The following is a 14,261-nucleotide window of genomic DNA, read 5'->3' as shown; positions in this document are numbered from 1 at the left end:
TAATCCAAGAATTCACGACGTCTGCCCATAAGGCCAGTCGCAATCTCAGGCAATCGATTCTGGTTGCCTTTCCGCCCTGGAGCAAGCCATGCAAGACCTCGATCCAATCGAAACCCAGGAATGGCTGGATGCCCTGGAGTCGGTCCTCGACAAAGAAGGCGAAGACCGCGCTCATTACCTGATGACCCGTATGGGCGAGCTGGCCACCCGCAGTGGCTCCCAGCTGCCGTATGCGATCACCACGCCATACCGCAACACCATCCCTGTCACCCACGAAGCACGCATGCCTGGCGACCTGTTCATGGAACGCCGCATTCGCTCGATGGTGCGTTGGAACGCCTTGGCCATGGTCATGCGCACCAACCTGAAAGACTCGGACCTGGGCGGACACATCTCCAGCTTCGCCTCCAGCGCCACCCTGTACGACATCGGTTTCAACTACTTCTTCCAGGCCCCGACCGAAGAACACGGTGGCGACCTGATCTTCTTCCAGGGCCACGCTTCGCCGGGCGTCTACGCTCGCGCCTTCATGGAAGGCCGCATCAACGAAGACCAGATGAACAACTTCCGTCAGGAAGTCGACGGCAACGGTCTGTCTTCGTACCCGCACCCATGGCTGATGCCTGACTTCTGGCAGTTCCCGACCGTATCGATGGGTCTGGGCCCGATCCAGGCTATCTACCAGGCGCGCTTCATGAAGTACCTGGAAGCCCGTGGTTTCATCCCGGCCGGCAAGCAGAAGGTCTGGTGCTTCATGGGTGACGGCGAGTGCGACGAGCCGGAATCCCTGGGCGCAATCGCCCTGGCCGGCCGCGAGAAACTGGACAACCTGATCTTTGTCATCAACTGCAACCTGCAGCGCCTCGACGGCCCGGTTCGTGGCAACGGCAAGATCATCCAGGAACTCGAAGGCGTGTTCCGTGGCGGCGGCTGGAACGTCAACAAAGTGGTCTGGGGCCGTTTCTGGGACCCACTGCTGGCCAAGGACACCAACGGTGCCCTGCAGCGCCGCATGGACGAAGTCATCGACGGCGAGTACCAGAACTACAAAGCCAAAGATGGCGCGTACGTTCGTGAGAACTTCTTCAACACCCCAGAGCTCAAGGCCATGGTCGAAGACCTGTCCGACGACGAGATCTGGAAGCTCAACCGTGGCGGCCACGACCCGTACAAGGTCTACGCGGCGTACCACCAGGCTGTGAACCACAAAGAGCAGCCGACCGTCATCCTGGCCAAGACCATCAAGGGTTACGGCACCGGTGCTGGCGAAGCCAAGAACACTGCGCACAACACCAAAAAGGTCGACGTTGAGAGCCTGCGTCACTTCCGTGACCGCTTCGACATCCCGGTCAAGGATGCCGACCTTGAGAACCTGCCGTTCTTCAAGCCGGAAGAAGGTTCTGCCGAAGCCAAGTACCTGGCCGAGCGCCGCGCAGCCTTGGGTGGCTTCGTACCACAGCGCCGTGCCAAGAGCTTCAGCGTACCGACCCCATCCCTGGAAACGCTGAAAGCGATCCTGGACGGCTCGGGCGACCGCGAAATCTCCACCACCATGGCCTTCGTGCGTATTCTGGCGCAGCTGGTCAAGGACAAGGAAATCGGCCAGCGCATCGTGCCGATCATCCCGGACGAAGCCCGTACCTTCGGTATGGAAGGCATGTTCCGCCAGTTGGGCATCTACTCGTCGGTCGGCCAGCTCTACGAGCCAGTCGATAAAGACCAGGTGATGTTCTACCGCGAAGACAAGAAGGGCCAGATTCTCGAGGAAGGCATCAACGAAGCCGGCGCCATGTCGTCGTTCATCGCTGCCGGTACCTCGTACAGCTGCCACAACCAGCCGATGCTGCCGTTCTACATCTTCTATTCGATGTTCGGCTTCCAGCGCATTGGCGACCTGGCCTGGGCCGCTGGCGACAGCCGCACCCGTGGCTTCCTGATCGGCGGTACCGCCGGCCGTACCACCCTGAACGGTGAAGGCCTGCAGCACGAAGACGGTCATAGCCACATGATGGCGGGTACCATCCCGAACTGCCGCACCTACGATCCGACCTACGGCTATGAGCTGGCGGTGATCATCCAGGACGGCATGAAGAAGATGACCGAAGAGCAGCAGGACATCTTCTACTACATCACCGTGATGAACGAATCCTACCAGCAGCCAGCCATGCCGGCCGGTGTCGAGGAAGGCATCATCAAGGGTATGTACCTGCTGGAAGAAGATACCCGCGAAGCCGCGCACCACGTACAGCTGATGGGCTCCGGCACCATCCTGCGCGAAGTCCGCGAAGCGGCGAAGATCCTGCGTGAAGAGTTCAACGTCGGTGCCGACGTGTGGAGCGTCACCAGCTTCAACGAACTGCGTCGCGACGGCCTGGCCGTAGAGCGCGCCAACCGCCTGAAGCCTGGCCAGAAGCCACAGCAGACCTACGTCGAGCAGTGCCTGAACGGTCGCAAAGGCCCGGTCATCGCCTCCACCGACTACATGAAGCTGTTCGCCGAGCAGATTCGCCAGTGGGTGCCGAGCAAAGAGTTCAAGGTCCTGGGTACCGACGGTTACGGTCGCAGCGACAGCCGCAAGAAGCTGCGTCACTTCTTTGAAGTCGACCGCCACTTCGTGGTACTGGCTGCCCTGGAAGCCCTGGCTGACCGTGGCGAGATCGAACCCAAGGTTGTGGCTGACGCCATCGTCAAGTTCGGCATCGACCCGGACAAGCGCAACCCACTGGACTGCTGAGGAGTATTTTTAAGTGAGCGAACTCATTCGCGTACCTGACATCGGCAGCGGTGAAGGTGAAATCATCGAGCTGTTCGTCAAGGTCGGTGACCGTATCGAGGCTGACCAGAGCCTGCTGACCCTGGAGTCCGACAAGGCCTCCATGGAGATCCCGGCTCCCAAGGCCGGCGTCATCAAGGAACTGAAGGTCAAGCTGGGCGACCGCCTGAAAGAAGGCGACGAGCTGCTGGTGCTGGAAGCTGAGGGTGCCGCTGCTGCGGCGCCTGAGGCTCCGGCCGCGGCCGCTGCCCCGGCAGCTGCGCCAGCGCCTGCCGCTGAGGCCGCTCCTGCTGCTCCGGCCGCAGCCCCGGCTGCTGCCAGCGTGCAGGACATCCACGTGCCGGATATCGGTTCGTCGGGCAAGGCCAAGATCATCGAAGTGCTGGTCAAGGTCGGCGACACCGTCGAAGCCGACCAGTCGCTGATCACCTTGGAATCCGACAAGGCCTCCATGGAGATCCCGTCGCCTGCCGCTGGCGTGGTCGAAGAAGTACTGTGCAAGCTGGAAGACGAAGTCGGCACTGGCGACCTGATCTTCAAGCTGAAAGTGGCGGGCGCTGCCCCGGCTGCTGCCCCGGCCCCAGCTGCTGCCCCGGCGCCAGCCAAGGCCGAGGCTGCTCCGGCCGCCGCGCCTGCAGCTGCTGCCCCTGCTGCTGCCCCTGCACCGGCTGCTACCGCACCGGCTGCTGGCAACAACGCCAAGGTTCACGCAGGCCCGGCTGTTCGTCAGCTGGCCCGTGAATTCGGTGTCGAGCTGGGCGCAGTTGCTGCGACCGGCCCGCACGGCCGCATCCTGAAAGAAGACGTGCAGGTTTACGTCAAGGCGATGATGCAAAAGGCCAAGGAAGCCCCGGCTGCCGCCGGTGCAACCGGTGGCGCTGGCATCCCGCCGATCCCTGCAGTGGACTTCAGCAAGTTCGGTGAAGTGGAAGAAGTGGCCCTGACCCGCCTGATGCAGGTCGGTGCCGCCAACCTGCACCGCAGCTGGCTGAACGTACCGCACGTTACCCAGTTCGACTCCGCCGACATCACCGAGCTGGAAGCCTTCCGCGTTGCACAGAAGGCCGTGGCCGAAAAAGCTGGCGTGAAGCTGACCGTGCTGCCACTGCTGCTCAAGGCCTGCGCCTTCCTGCTCAAGGAACTGCCGGACTTCAACAGCTCGCTGGCACCAAGCGGCAAAGCCATCATCCGCAAGAAATACGTGCACATCGGCTTCGCCGTGGACACCCCGGACGGCCTGCTGGTCCCTGTGATCAAAAACGTCGACCAGAAGAGCCTGCTGCAACTGGCTGCCGAAGCCGCTGCACTGGCCGAGAAGGCGCGCACCAAAAAGCTGTCGGCCGACGACATGCAAGGTGCCTGCTTCACCATCTCCAGCCTCGGCCACATTGGCGGCACCGGCTTCACGCCGATCGTCAACGCGCCGGAAGTGGCTATTCTGGGCGTCTCGAAGGCGACCATGCAGCCAGTGTGGGATGGCAAGGCCTTCCAGCCGAAGCTGATGCTGCCGCTGTCGCTGTCCTACGATCACCGTGTGATCAACGGCGCTGCCGCCGCGCGCTTCACCAAGCGTCTGGGCGACGTGCTGGGCGATATCCGCACCATGCTGCTGTAAGGCAGCCCGCTGCCCCTCCCCGGAGGGGCGGTACCCTTTTCGAGCTGCCACGCTCGTACCTCAACCCCGTCAATTGGCGGGGCTTTTTTTGTCCGGCGAAAGTATTCGGCGCCTGGGAGATCGAGCGCCGCCCGCGCGGCGCTCGATCTCCCAGGCGGCAAAAACCCCAAGGCGATCTAAGTTTTCCGCCCCACCCGCCGATAACCTGTCCACAGCATCAAGCATGGCCGCTTGCCAGCCCTCGGGACATGATGCAACCTTGCCGAATCCGCTGCCGCTACATGGCCGCGCTCCCTGTTCAAGCGAGTCTTCGATGAAAAGCCAAACCGATGCCGCCAGCCGTGTGGCGGCCGAGGTCGTCACGCCGTTACCCGTGCCCTCGCGGCTCGGTATGCTGCGTTTCGAAAGGCTCAACGAAGCCACCTGGGCCATGCTCTATCTGGACCCGGCCTGCGAGCGCCATTTTGGCCTGCACGCCGCCGACCTGTGTGCCCTGGTGGACGCGCCGTACGCCAGCCTGATGGAACCCGAGGCCCGTTACCGGCTGCACGACGAGATCCAGCTGCAACTGGCCCAGCGCGGCTACTACCGCGTGCGCTACTCCCTGCACACGCCAGGCAAGTTGCTGCGCCTGCTGGAGACCGGTGAAGCCTACAAGCAGCACAACCGCCAGCTGTTGCGCGGCTACATGAGCGTGCTCGACGACCAGCCCGACGACCCTGGCGAGAGCGCCAGCGACCTGGAGTCGCGCAACAACCGCCTGCAACTGGCCCTGCAACTGAACCAGCGTGCCCAGCAAGAACAACTGGAACACCTGGAGCGCGTACGCGGTCAGCAGGACCTCATCCTGCGCCTGGCGCGTCAGCGCTACAGCGCCGAGAACTCCCTGCTGGAAGCCGCCCAGCTGATCACCCAAAGCGCCTGCGAAATCTACAAGGTCGACAGCGCCAGCATCTGGCACCTGGACGACCAGCGCCTGGAACCGATCACCGCCTGGTACCGTGACGCACAGGAGCATCGCCAGCCTGAAGCTATCGATGCCAGCCGCTTCCCCGACTACCTCGAGGCGCTGCACGCCAGCCGCGCCATCGACGCCCACAACGCCGGCCACGACCCACGCACCCGCGCCCTGACGCAAAGCCTGCGCCCGGAAAACAAGGCCATGCTCGATGCCAGTATCCGCGTTGATGGCCAGGTGGTCGGCGTGCTGTGCCTGGAGCAGAGCGGCCAACCACGGGCCTGGCAATCGGACGAAATCGCCTTTGCCGGGGAGCTGGCCGACCAGTTCGCCCAGGTCATCACCAACCACAACCGGCGCGCTGCCGCCAGCGCATTGCACTTGTTCCAGCGTGCAGTGGAGCAAAGCGCCAGCGCCTTCCTGCTGGTCAATCGTGATGGCCGGGTGGAATACGTGAACCCGAGCTTCACCGCCATCACCCAGTACAGCACTGACGAAGTGCAAGGCCGCCACCTGGGCGAACTGCCTGCACTGGAAAACCTGAGCGAACTGCTGTTCGACTCGCCCTCCAGCCTGGCCATGGGCAATAGCTGGCAGGGTGAGTTCAAGAGCCGGCGCAAGAACCTGGAGCCCTACTGGGGCCAACTGTCGATTTCCAAGGTGTACGGCGACAATCGTGAGCTGACCCATTACATCGGCATCTACGAAGACGTCACCCAGACCAAGCTGGCCCAGCAGCGCATCGAGCGCCTGGCCTACACCGACAACCTGACCAACCTGGGCAACCGCCCGGCGTTCATCCGCAGCCTGGACGAGCGCTTTGTCCGTGATGGCGAAAGCGCGATGTGCCTGCTGCTGGTGGACATCGACAACTTCAAGCGCATCAACGACAGCCTCGGCCACCAGACCGGCGACAAGCTGCTGATCAGCCTGGCCCGGCGCCTGCGCAACAGCCTGCACAGCGGTGGCATCCTGGCGCGCTTTGCCAGTAACGAGTTCGCCGTGCTGCTCGACGACACCAGCCTGCAAGATGGCCAGGGCGTTGCCTTGCAGTTGCTGAGCACACTCGACAAACCCATGTTCGTCGACAACCAGCTGATCAACGTCACCGCCTCGGTAGGCCTGGCCTGCGCGCCGCTGCATGGCACCGACCCGGCCAGCCTGATGAAGAACGCAGGCCTTGCGCTACACAAGGCCAAGGCCAACGGCAAGCACCAGGTGCAGGTGTTTACTGAAGTGCTCAACGCCGAGGCCAGCTACAAGCTGTTCGTCGAGAACAACCTGCGCCGCGCCCTGACCCAGAACGAGCTGGAGGTGTTCTACCAGCCCAAGATCTGCCTGCGCAGCGGCCGCCTGCTGGGGCTGGAAGCGTTGTTGCGCTGGAACCACCCCGAGCGCGGCATGATCCGCCCGGACCAGTTCATCAGCGTGGCCGAGGAAACCGGCCTGATCATACCCATCGGCAAGTGGGTGGTCCGCCAGTCGTGCCGCATGAGCAAGCAACTGCGTGAGGCCGGCCTGGGCAACCTGCACGTGGCCATCAACCTGTCGCCCAAGCAGTTCTCCGACCCGGACCTGGTGGCATCAATCAGCAGCATCCTCAAGGAAGAAGCCCTGCCCCCGCACTTGCTGGAGCTGGAGCTGACCGAAGGCCTGCTGCTGGAAGCCAGCGAAGACACGCACCGCCAGCTGGACGAGCTGAAGGCCTTGGGGCTGACCCTTGCCATGGACGACTTCGGTACCGGTTATTCATCGCTGAGCTACCTGAAGAAGTTTCCGATCGACATCCTCAAGATCGACCGTAGCTTCATCAACGAAATCCCGGATAACCAGGACGACATGGAAATCACCTCGGCGGTGGTGGCCATGGCCCACAACCTCAAGCTGAAGGTGGTGGCCGAGGGTATCGAGACGCCGGAGCAACTGGCGTTCCTGCGCCGGCACCGCTGCGACGTGGGCCAGGGCTACCTGTTCGACCGGCCGATCCCTGGGCGCGAGCTGGCCGAACGGCTGAAGCGTTATCCGCGCGGACCAGTGGCCTGACAGCGGCGTAATCCTCGGGCACTATAGAACCTATTCGGGCCCTATCGCCGGCAAGCCAGCTCCCACAGGGACCGCACAGATTTCCAGACCTGTGATATCCCTGTGGGAGCTGGCTTGCCGGCGATGGCCCAACACCTATCCCACTGAAAAAACACAGAGGAACGGCCATGGTCCTGCGTTCGGAAATCCTGGTGAACAAAAACGTCATGCCAACTGCGGAGCAGGCCCTGCCTGGCCGCGAAACGCCAATGAGCCTGCCCGAGTTCCACTACGTGTTCGAAGGCACCCCGCTGCTCGGCCCCTTCTTTGAAGGCGCCATCGACTTCGCCATCTTCGGCCTGGGTTGCTTCTGGGGCGCGGAGCGGCGCTTCTGGCAGCGCGAAGGCGTGGTCAGCACCGTGGTCGGCTACGCCGGCGGTTTCACCCCGCACCCTACCTACGAAGAAGTCTGCTCGGGCCTGACCGGCCACACCGAAGTGGTGCTGGTGGTGTTCGACAAAGACAAGGTCAGCTACCGCGAGCTGCTGGCGATGTTCTGGGAACTGCACAACCCCACCCAAGGCATGCGCCAGGGCAACGACGTCGGCACCCAGTATCGCTCGGCCATCTACTGCACCAGCCCTGAACAGCTGGAACAGGCCAAGGCCAGCCGCGACGCCTACCAGGCCGAACTGACCAAAGCCGGCTTTGGTGAAATCACCACCGAAATCGACCAGGCACCGACCGTGTATTTCGCCGAGGCGTACCACCAGCAGTACCTGGCCAAGAACCCGGACGGCTACTGCGGCATCGGCGGCACCGGTGTATGCCTGCCACCCAGCCTGCAAGGCAACTGAACCATGACCACGATGACCCTGTTCCACTCGCCCTTGTCACCTTTTGTGCGCAAGGTCATGGTGGTGCTGCACGAGACCTCGCAGCTTGAGCGCGTAAAGCTGCAAGCGGTAAACATCAGCCCGGTGAGTGGCGACCCGCAGCTCAACCAGGACAACCCGATCGGCAAGATCCCGGCCCTGCGCCTGGACGACGGCACCGTGCTGCATGACAGCCGGGTGATCTGCGAGTACCTCGACCTGCAACACGTCGGCCTGCCACTGCTGCCCCGTGAAGGCTCGGCGCGCTGGCGGCGCATGACCCTGGTGTCGCAGGCCGATGCGATCATGGATGCGGCGGTGTCGTCGCGCTATGAAAGTTTCTTGCGGCCAGAGGACAAACGCTGGGATGGCTGGTTGCAGGCGCAGAGCGACAAGATCCGCCGTAGCCTGGCCAACCTGGAGCAGGAGCACCTGCCCGAGCTGATGTCCGGGTTCGACCTGGCGGCGATTGGCGTGGCCTGTGCGCTGGGGTATCTGGATTTGCGTCAGCCGGAGTTTGGTTGGCGGGAACGCCAGCCAGGCCTGGCTGCATGGTATGCAGAGGTGGCCAAGCGGCCTTCGATGGTCGCCACATCTCCAGTTGCCTGACAGGGCCTCTTCGCGGGCACGCCCGCTCCCACAGGTAGAGTGCTGTGGGAGCGGGCGTGCCCGCGAAAGCTTCACCTAGGTAATGCAGGAAACAGCTGCCCAATCCTCAGGGCCAGCCACCGCCCGATTTCTCTGTCCTCCCTCATGCCGACCTCCCCACCCGCGCCCAGTCCAGCCGACGGGTCAGCACCATGAACACCCCCAGCAAGCCAAAGCACAGCAGCGATCCCATCAGCAGTGCATAGTCTTCGGCACTCAGCAGCCCATAAAGCAGCGCATACAGCGCCGCCAGCCCAGCCGCAAACCCGACCCCTCGTCCCAGGCTGCGCAACACATGGCTCAGGTAGAAGCCGATCAGCAGCACACACGCCGAAGCCGACAGCCCGTACGCCAGGCCAAAGCCAATGTGCTCGGACAAAGACAGCAGCAGCAGGTAGAAGAACGCCAGCGCCACGCCGACCAGGATGTACTGCACCGGGTGCACACTCAGGTTCTTCAACACCTCGAACAGAAAGAAGCCGGCGAAGGTCAGCGCAATGAACAGCAACGCGTATTTGATCGCCCGCTCACTTTTCAGGTACTGGTCCACCGGGTCGACAAAGCTCACGCCGAAGCTGCGCTCGCTGAAATCTGCGCACTGCCCGGCGGTGGCGCACTGGCGCAGGGCATCCTCAAGGTTGGTGGCGAAGAACGACGTCTGCCAGTGGGCGCTGAAGCCCTGGGCATCGATGTCACGGCGGTTGGGCAGGTAGTTGCCGACAAAACTCGGATGCGGCCAGTTGGCGCGCATGTCCACGTTGCTGGTGCGGCCCACCGGCACGATGTGCAACTGGCCGGTGCCCTGCAATGCAAGGTCGAAGCCGTAGCTGAATTCCCGTGCCTGCATGCCGTCCAGCCCCGGCAGGCTGGCATGCACGCCACCGCGCATCCAGTCGAGCTGGGTGCCTGCCTCGAACGGCACCTTGTGTTCGTCCAAGCTCAGCTCCAGGCCATTCTCGATGCCGCGGATATCGCTGATGCCCACCACCAGGAAGGGTTTGTCGAAGCGGTAGTCGTCGAAGTCCTTGTCGATACCCCAACGCTCCGGGAGCTTGAAACGGCCGCTGATACGCCCCTTGGCGTGGAACAGCCGGGCCTGGTAGATGCCGCGGGCACGCAGTTCGGTGTCCACCCCCAGGTCGGCGTCGAACGTTTCCGGCAGGAAGTACAGGTGGCCGGCAATGGTGCTGGTTTCCTGGGTGCGCTCGCCGTCCTTTTCGATCCAGCGGCGCTGGTACTTGCGGTACGGCACCACCAGCAGCGGGCCGCTGAGCTGTTGGTCGAAGCTGGCACTTTGGGCAATGTCGCGCAGCACGTTGTCGCGCAGGGCCTGGCGTTCATCGATCAGGCCGTTGATCAGCAGCAGCGGAATGAGCAGCAGCAATATAAGTACGGCGATCATGCCGAGTTTGTAACCGAGGGTCTTGGTCATGGGGCCTCCTGTGGCAGTGGGCGCAGTGTCTGCGTCTTGCGTGGAGGCTGTGTGGAGAGCCTGTGTGGTTTGAGTGTATTTGGGGCTGCTGTGCAGCCCCGGCAATCTCAGCTGATACGCCGCACCGGCAGCCACAACCGCACCCGCACCCCGCCATCGACGTTATCCACCGCCAACGCCCCGCCATGCAGTTGCATCACCTCGGCCACAAAATTCAGCCCCAGCCCGGTGCTCTTGCGCCCGCTACCCGGCCGCGGCAGCGAGTAGAACCGCTCGCTGACCCGCCCGATGGCATATGCCGGTATCGCCTGCCCCTGGTTGAACAGGCTCAATGCCACCCGCTCGCCGTCGCGCTCCAGGTCAAACAGCAGGGCGCCACCTGCGGGGGTGAAATCCAGTGCGTTATCCAGCAAGTTGGCCAGCGCCTGGCGCATCAGGAACGGATCACACAGCAAGCGCAAACCCGCCGGCACCCGCTGACGCACGTGCAAACCGGCGCCTTCGATCCGCGCCCCATGAGCCAACAGCAACTCGTCCACCAGCGCCGCCAGCGCCACCTGCTGTTCATCCTCCAGGGCCTGCATCTGCTCGACCCTGGCCAGGTTGAGCAGGCGCTCGACCATCTGCTGCAAACGCTCGCTCTCGCGCTCGATGTTGCCGGCAAAGCGCGCGCGCTGGTCGGCGGGCATGCCCTCGTCCTGCAGCAGCTCGCAAGCCCCACGAATGGCCGCCAGCGGGCTTTTCAGTTCGTGCGTCAGGGTATGCACATAGCGCTCGACATAAGCCTTGCCCTCCAGCTGGGTGCGCATGCGTTCCACCGCCTGGGCCAGGTGCGCCAGCTCGCCGCCCTTGTAGTGCGGCAACGCGGCACGCTCGCCCTCGCTGACCGCCTGGGCATAACGCGCCAGCCGGCGCAGCGAGCGCGCCAGCCACCACGACAGCGCCGCGCCAATCAGCAAGCCCAGGCCGATCAGCCCCAGACCCAGCGTGAGCAGGCGCCGCTCGGAACGGTCGATGTACGGCTGCAGCGAGCTGTTGGGTTTGGCCACGGTGACCACGCCGATGATCTTGCCGTCGTCGATGATCGGTGCGCCGACGTGCATCACCGAGGTGCTTTCATCATTGGGGTCGCTGCGGGTGGAGCGGGCGCCGTACTGGCCGCGCAGGGTCAACAGCACGTCATTCCACTGCGAGTAATCTTTGCCCAGCGCCTCACCGCTGGAGTCCAGCAGCACGATGCCCTTGGCGTCAGTCACATAGATGCGGTGGCTGACCTGGTTCTTGGCCAGGCCCCAGATCTGCGCGCCCGGGCTGCGCGAGCCGTAGGCCTTGAGTACTTGCGGCAGGCGGCTCTGGCTCAAGGTGCCGGCCTTGACGTCATCGCGCAGGATCTCGGCCAACAGGTTGGCGGTGTCGACCAGTGTTTCTTCGGATGACTGGCGCACCACCGGGCGGATCTGTTCACGCACCGTGTTGAGCAGGAAATAGCCCGCCAGGCCGACGAACAGGAAGTACACCAGAAAAATCCGGATGCCCAGGCGCATCAGGCGTGGTCCGGGCTGTAGCTGTAGCCGAGGCCGCGGTGGGTCTGGATCGGCTCGGCGTCACCCGCTACCTGGCGCAGCTTGGCGCGCAGGCTTTTGATATGGCTGTCGATGGTGCGCTCGTAGCCTGCATCGGAGGCCACCCCCAGGGCATCAAGCAGCTGTTCTCGGCTGAATACCCGCTGCGGCTGCTCCAGCAGGGATTGCAGCAGGCGGAATTCGTGGCGGGTCAGCGTGAGTGGCTGGCCGCGATAGGTGATCTGCATGCGCAGGGTGTCGAGCTGGAACAACGCCGCATCGGTGGCAGACTCGGCCCTGGGGCCCATGCGTTTGAGGATCGCCCGCACTCGCGCAGCCACTTCACGCGGGCTGAAGGGTTTGACCACGTAGTCGTCGGCACCGATTTCCAGGCCCACCACCCGGTCGATTTCACCGTCGCGGGCACTGAGGAACATCACCGGCACTTCGGTGAAACGGCGCAATTGGCGGCAGGTTTCGAAGCCACTGATGTCGGGCAGGCCGATGTCCAGGATGATCAGGTCGGCTGGGCGCTGTCGCTGCTGGTCGAGGGCGGCGCCGCCCAAGGTCACCCATTCGGTGCTGTGGCCGTCGGCCTGCAGGGCATAAACCAAGGTGTCGGCGATCGCGGCTTCGTCTTCGACGATGAGGATATGGGGCATCGAGCTACAAGCCTCAAGCTGCAAGCTTCAAGTGAAAGCGGATCACGTGAACTTACACTGATCTGTTCTCACTTGCAGCTTGCAGCTACTGCTTAGCAGTCAGGCTTGCCAGCGGTAAACTTCTTGGCCGGGTTGACCGCGGCCTTGAACTCGCGCAGCGCCTTGGAGCCCACGAGCAGCGGGTAGTTGAAGCTGCTGCGGTCGACCAGGTTCACCTCCACGGTGCGTTTCACATCACCCAGACATAGCTCCAGGTCCACTACCGGGCGCTTGGAGATTTCCGGCGCATCGCCTTCTTCCTCTTCATCGGCACGGCCTTTGATCTTGCTGATGCGCGAGACCTTGTGCTCATACACCTTGCCATCGGAATCCTTGGTCGCCAGGCGGAAGCGCACCCATTCCTCGCCATCGCGGGTGAACAGCTCGATGTCCTTGGCCGACAGCGACGCGGTGAAGGCACCGGTGTCCATCTTGGCTTTCAGGGTTTCGCCCAGCTCGGGCAGGGCGATGTTCTCGTACCGGCCGTATATCGTAGGCTCGGCGGCCATGACTGGCAGCGCCAACAGTGACAACATGGCAAACAGAGATTTCACAAGCAGGCTTCCTTGAGAAGGGTCAGTGCTTAGACTGCACTGGCAGGATAGGTTCGCTGTGCCAAGCCTAATCAACATAATGTGAAACATTTGTTGCCGCCGCAGGGCATTGGACATTTGGCGTAGGCCACGGCCCTGCTTATCATTGCCAACCGTTAATCTCCCACAACAAGAGTCTCTTTATGCGTCGCCTGCTGACCGGCATTCTCACTGCCACTCTGCTGCTGCTCAATACGGTGGTGTTGATCTGCCCGCTGCTGGTCTTCGCCCTGCTCAAGCTGGTGTTGCCGGGCCGTGGCCGCGACTATGCCTCGTGGGCGGTGATGTGGGTGGCCGAAACCTGGTCGGAAATCGACAAGGCCATCTTCGCCCTGTGCATTCCTACCCAGTGGGACATCCGCGGCGTGGAGAACCTGCGCAAGGACACGTCCTACCTGGCCGTGAGCAACCACCAGAGCTGGGTCGATATCCCTGCGTTGATCGAAAGCCTCAACCGCCGCACGCCGTTCTTCAAATTCTTCCTCAAGAAGGAGCTGATCTGGGTGCCGCTGCTCGGCCTGGCCTGGTGGGGGCTGGATTACCCGTTCATGAAGCGCTACAGCAAGGCGTTTCTGGAAAAGCACCCCGAGCTCAAGGGCAAGGACCTGGAAATCACCAAGGCGGCCTGCGAGCTGTTCAAGCGCCAGCCGGTGACCGTGGTGAACTACCTGGAGGGCACCCGGTTTACCGAAGCCAAGCGCCAGCAGCAACAGTCGCCGTATCGCTACCTGCTCAAGCCCAAGGCAGGGGGCGTGGCGTTTGTGCTCGCGGCATTGGGCGAGCAGCTGGATGCGTTGCTGGACGTGACCATCGTGTACCCCGGCAACCAGGCACCGGGGTTCTGGGCGTTGCTCAACGGCAGCATTAGCCGGGTGATTATCGACATTCAGGTGCGAGAGCTGGACCCGGCACTCTGGGCGGGGGATTACGAGAATGATCCGGCCTTCCGCCAGACTGTGCAGGCCTGGGTGAATCAGGTGTGGGTGCAGAAGGACCAGCGGATCGAGCAACTGCGCTCGGAGATTGGCTAAGCCGTCATCCTGGACCGGCCTCTTCGCGGGGCAAGCCCGCTCCCACAGATA

Annotated in this window: 10 protein-coding genes; 6 read left to right on the top strand and 4 right to left on the bottom strand. The window is 63.1% G+C overall.

Annotation, left to right across the window (positions count from 1 at the left end):
- Nucleotides 1-88: 88 nt before the first annotated feature.
- The 5 genes from aceE (at nt 89) to OZ911_RS01795 (ending at nt 8,852) form a co-directional block, all read left to right on the top strand.
- The gene (gene aceE, locus OZ911_RS01815) at nt 89-2,734 is read left to right on the top strand and encodes a pyruvate dehydrogenase (acetyl-transferring), homodimeric type (RefSeq protein ID WP_016484553.1); all 2,646 of its coding nucleotides are present in this window, start codon (nt 89-91) and stop codon (nt 2,732-2,734) included.
- A 13-nt stretch (nt 2,735-2,747) separates the two neighbouring features.
- The gene (aceF, locus tag OZ911_RS01810; protein ID WP_016484552.1) at nt 2,748-4,388 is read left to right on the top strand and encodes a dihydrolipoyllysine-residue acetyltransferase; all 1,641 of its coding nucleotides are present in this window, start codon (nt 2,748-2,750) and stop codon (nt 4,386-4,388) included.
- A gap of 313 nt (nt 4,389-4,701) precedes the next feature.
- Nucleotides 4,702-7,389: a putative bifunctional diguanylate cyclase/phosphodiesterase gene (locus tag OZ911_RS01805; protein WP_016484551.1), complete on the top strand. Its 2,688-nt coding sequence runs from the start codon at nt 4,702-4,704 to the stop codon at nt 7,387-7,389.
- A 167-nt stretch (nt 7,390-7,556) separates the two neighbouring features.
- Entirely contained in the window at nt 7,557-8,225 is a 669-nt protein-coding gene (gene msrA, locus OZ911_RS01800) for a peptide-methionine (S)-S-oxide reductase MsrA (protein ID WP_016484550.1), read from the top strand.
- Between the two features lie 3 nt (nt 8,226-8,228).
- Nucleotides 8,229-8,852 carry a glutathione S-transferase gene (locus OZ911_RS01795; RefSeq protein ID WP_016484549.1) on the top strand — a complete coding sequence of 208 codons (624 nt, stop codon included), beginning with the start codon at nt 8,229-8,231 and terminating at the stop codon, nt 8,850-8,852.
- Nucleotides 8,853-8,994: 142 nt separating this feature from the next.
- Here the strand turns inward: OZ911_RS01795 and creD are convergent, their stop codons facing one another.
- The 4 genes from creD to rloA2 all read right to left on the bottom strand — a co-directional run bounded on the left by creD (nt 8,995) and on the right by rloA2 (nt 13,140).
- Nucleotides 8,995-10,323, bottom strand: coding sequence for a cell envelope integrity protein CreD (creD, locus tag OZ911_RS01790; protein ID WP_023047809.1), 1,329 nt, complete (start codon nt 10,321-10,323; stop codon nt 8,995-8,997).
- A 107-nt stretch (nt 10,324-10,430) separates the two neighbouring features.
- Complete coding sequence (gene creC, locus OZ911_RS01785; RefSeq protein WP_060518016.1) at nt 10,431-11,867, bottom strand: two-component system sensor histidine kinase CreC; 1,437 nt, start codon at nt 11,865-11,867, stop codon at nt 10,431-10,433.
- Nucleotides 11,867-12,547, bottom strand: coding sequence for a two-component system response regulator CreB (creB, locus tag OZ911_RS01780; RefSeq protein WP_023048955.1), 681 nt, complete (start codon nt 12,545-12,547; stop codon nt 11,867-11,869). The genes creC and creB overlap by 1 nt, the downstream gene beginning before the upstream one ends.
- 92 nt (nt 12,548-12,639) lie before the next feature.
- Nucleotides 12,640-13,140 carry a retropepsin-like aspartic peptidase RloA2 gene (gene rloA2 / locus OZ911_RS01775; RefSeq protein WP_016484545.1) on the bottom strand — a complete coding sequence of 167 codons (501 nt, stop codon included), beginning with the start codon at nt 13,138-13,140 and terminating at the stop codon, nt 12,640-12,642.
- Nucleotides 13,141-13,322: 182 nt separating this feature from the next.
- Between rloA2 and yihG the strand changes: the two genes are divergently transcribed.
- Entirely contained in the window at nt 13,323-14,210 is an 888-nt protein-coding gene (yihG, locus tag OZ911_RS01770) for a 1-acylglycerol-3-phosphate O-acyltransferase, YihG family (RefSeq protein ID WP_016484544.1), read from the top strand.
- Nucleotides 14,211-14,261 lie beyond the last annotated feature (51 nt).

It is taken from the genome of Pseudomonas fortuita, assembly GCF_026898135.2.
In the GTDB taxonomy this organism is placed as follows: Bacteria; Pseudomonadota; Gammaproteobacteria; order Pseudomonadales; family Pseudomonadaceae; genus Aquipseudomonas; species Aquipseudomonas fortuita.
Note: the sequence above shows the minus strand (reverse complement) of the source record. Positions and strands in the feature narration are given on the sequence as shown.

Excerpts from the sequence above, each read along its gene's own strand:
- creD (WP_023047809.1), bottom strand. The coding sequence starts at position 10,323 with ATGACCAAGACCCTCGGTTACAAACTCGGCATGATCGCCGTACTTATA.
- creB (WP_023048955.1), bottom strand. The coding sequence starts at position 12,547 with ATGCCCCATATCCTCATCGTCGAAGACGAAGCCGCGATCGCCGACACC.
- yihG (WP_016484544.1), top strand. The coding sequence starts at position 13,323 with ATGCGTCGCCTGCTGACCGGCATTCTCACTGCCACTCTGCTGCTGCTC.
- OZ911_RS01795 (WP_016484549.1), top strand. The coding sequence starts at position 8,229 with ATGACCACGATGACCCTGTTCCACTCGCCCTTGTCACCTTTTGTGCGC.
- creC (WP_060518016.1), bottom strand. The coding sequence starts at position 11,867 with ATGCGCCTGGGCATCCGGATTTTTCTGGTGTACTTCCTGTTCGTCGGC.
- msrA (WP_016484550.1), top strand. The coding sequence starts at position 7,557 with ATGGTCCTGCGTTCGGAAATCCTGGTGAACAAAAACGTCATGCCAACT.
- aceE (WP_016484553.1), top strand. The coding sequence starts at position 89 with ATGCAAGACCTCGATCCAATCGAAACCCAGGAATGGCTGGATGCCCTG.
- OZ911_RS01805 (WP_016484551.1), top strand. The coding sequence starts at position 4,702 with ATGAAAAGCCAAACCGATGCCGCCAGCCGTGTGGCGGCCGAGGTCGTC.